Here is a 2128-nt window from a genome sequence, read left to right on the forward strand (position 1 = left end):
ATAATAATAAAATAATAATTTTTAAATATTAGAAAGCCAAATATAAAAATTGTGAGAATATAGCAAATTCATTTGCTATATATTTTTAGCGAACAATTTTTATTAGCAATAATAATAAAATAATAATTTTATAAACTTTTAAATACTTAAATTGGGAACAGTTTTTATGGATATCAAAGCAAATAATATAAAAAAAGCATATATAATATTCGTTGCAGACAGCAAACAATACAGAAACAGCAAAATTAATATAGATAATATACTAGATGAACTTTCAATGCTATGCGATACAGCAGGATATGAAGTATCAGAAAGATATTCATTTATTCAGCAGAAAATAACTGCAGGCACTTATATAGGTACTGGTAAATTAGAAAGTTTGAAAGAAAGTGCTTTAATTGATAATGTTGAATATTTTGTATTTGATAATGAGCTGAGCGGTTCGCAGGTTAATGCTATAGAAGAAGGCTCTAATATAAAGGCACTTACAAGAACAGAAATAATACTTGAAATATTTGCAATGCGTGCTAAAACTATGACTGCAAAAATGCAGGTGGAATTAGCATTTTTAGAATTTGAATATCCAAGATTAAAAGGTAAAAGAACAAATCTAAGTCAAATAAAAGGAGGTATTGGATTAAGAGGAGGTGCTGGAGAAAAACAGTTGGAATATGACAGAAGAAGAGCAAGAGAGAGAATACATAAATTAAAAACTCAATTAAGTAAAGTAGAAAAATCAGCAAGCACAGGGAGAAAATCAAGGGGAAATGCTTTCAGAGTTGCTATAGTAGGATATACTAATGCTGGAAAAAGCACATTATTTAATCTGCTATGCAAAGAAAGTGTTTATGTAGAAGACAAATTATTTGCAACTTTAGATACGCATACTAGAAAACTATATCTTGGAGATGATACACCTGTAGAAGTTATAATAAGCGATACAGTAGGATTTATAGATAGACTTCCGCATACATTGGTAGCATCATTTAAGTCCACACTTTCCGAAGTTGTAGAAGCTGATTTATTACTGCATTTAATTGACGCTTCTGATGAAAATATTAATGATAAACTCATTCAGGTAGAAAGTATTATAAAAGAAATAGATGCATCACATATAAAAAGAATAGTTGTATTTAATAAAATTGATAATATAGATGATGTGCAGAAAAATAAAATATCTACTTCTTATGATGATTCAATATTTATAAGTGCTAAAAATAATATTAATATAGAAACGCTTAGAAAGAAAATACTTGATAATATATTGGAATTAAGAAAGGAAATATAATAATTAATTCATTCTTCTCAGCTGAGCAAATATAACAACCCAAAAATCCTCGCCATTAATAGCATAATGCGAGACGCCTACATGTGTAAATTTATCGCTTAATATATTAATCTTATACTGTGAAGAGTTCATCCAATAACTTACAACCGTTTCAGCATTCTTAAATCTATATGCTATATTCTCATCAGAAGAAAAAACCCTTATCCGATTCTCATATAGAAGTTCATCATACCGAGTATTATTTGGTCTTATATGAGAAAAATTGATTGAAAGCTCTTTCGCTCTAATCTCTGCCACTTTATTAAGTTCATCGTTAAGTTCAAATAAGTACAAACCTTCATTTTCTCTAACTTCATTCAATGCACCTAATATTGCTTCAGCTTCATAATTAGACTCTGAATACAAAACTGTCAGAGAACAAAAATAAAGAATAAATAAAGCTTTAATCATAATCTTAAACATAATATATTCTACTTCTACAATTTTCTATTATTTATAAATACAGTGTTAAATATAATATTTTTTTATTATTTTTCAAGTCTGAGTAATAATTTATTTTTGTTAATTTCAGAAATATTAGAATGCGTTATATTGTAAATTATTCTCTTTCTTATCCTATCTATAATGCTTATATCATTATTTTTATAATATGATATTATATCCAAAATATCATTTGTAATATCAAATAAATACTCATTTGATTTTCTTGAACATAATCTGCTGTAAGTCTTTAATATATATTCTCCAAAATATTTTATAAGTTTTATATTATTTGATAGTATAGCACCATTAAAATGATATGAATATATTTTTAACGCCCCTATATTATCTTCTTTCATA

General features: G+C 26.4%; 2 protein-coding genes and 1 pseudogene. 1 reads left to right on the plus strand and 2 read right to left on the minus strand.

What is annotated here, in order from left to right; translation table 11 throughout:
* Positions 1 to 166 precede the first annotated feature (166 nt).
* The gene (gene hflX / locus KQ44_RS00065; protein ID WP_205676532.1) at positions 167 to 1288 is read left to right on the plus strand and encodes a GTPase HflX; all 1122 of its coding nucleotides are present in this window, start codon (positions 167 to 169) and stop codon (positions 1286 to 1288) included.
* Positions 1289 to 1291: 3 nt separating this feature from the next.
* Here the strand turns inward: hflX and KQ44_RS00070 are convergent, their stop codons facing one another.
* Together KQ44_RS00070 and KQ44_RS00075 are read right to left on the minus strand one after the other, a co-directional pair.
* Positions 1292 to 1750, minus strand: a complete 459-nt coding sequence (locus KQ44_RS00070; protein WP_096735713.1) for a CAP domain-containing protein — start codon at positions 1748 to 1750, stop codon at positions 1292 to 1294.
* 65 nt (positions 1751 to 1815) lie between these two features.
* Positions 1816 to 2128 (minus strand): annotated as a pseudogene (locus tag KQ44_RS00075) (DNA methyltransferase); the annotation flags it as partial.

It is taken from the genome of Brachyspira sp. G79 (assembly GCF_002379365.1).
GTDB lineage: Bacteria > Spirochaetota > Brachyspiria > Brachyspirales > Brachyspiraceae > Brachyspira.

Bases quoted from the DNA above. Each gene is read 5' to 3' on its own strand.
- hflX (WP_205676532.1), top strand. From the start codon at position 167: ATGGATATCAAAGCAAATAATATAAAAAAAGCATATATAATATTCGTT.
- KQ44_RS00070 (WP_096735713.1), bottom strand. From the start codon at position 1,750: ATGTTTAAGATTATGATTAAAGCTTTATTTATTCTTTATTTTTGTTCT.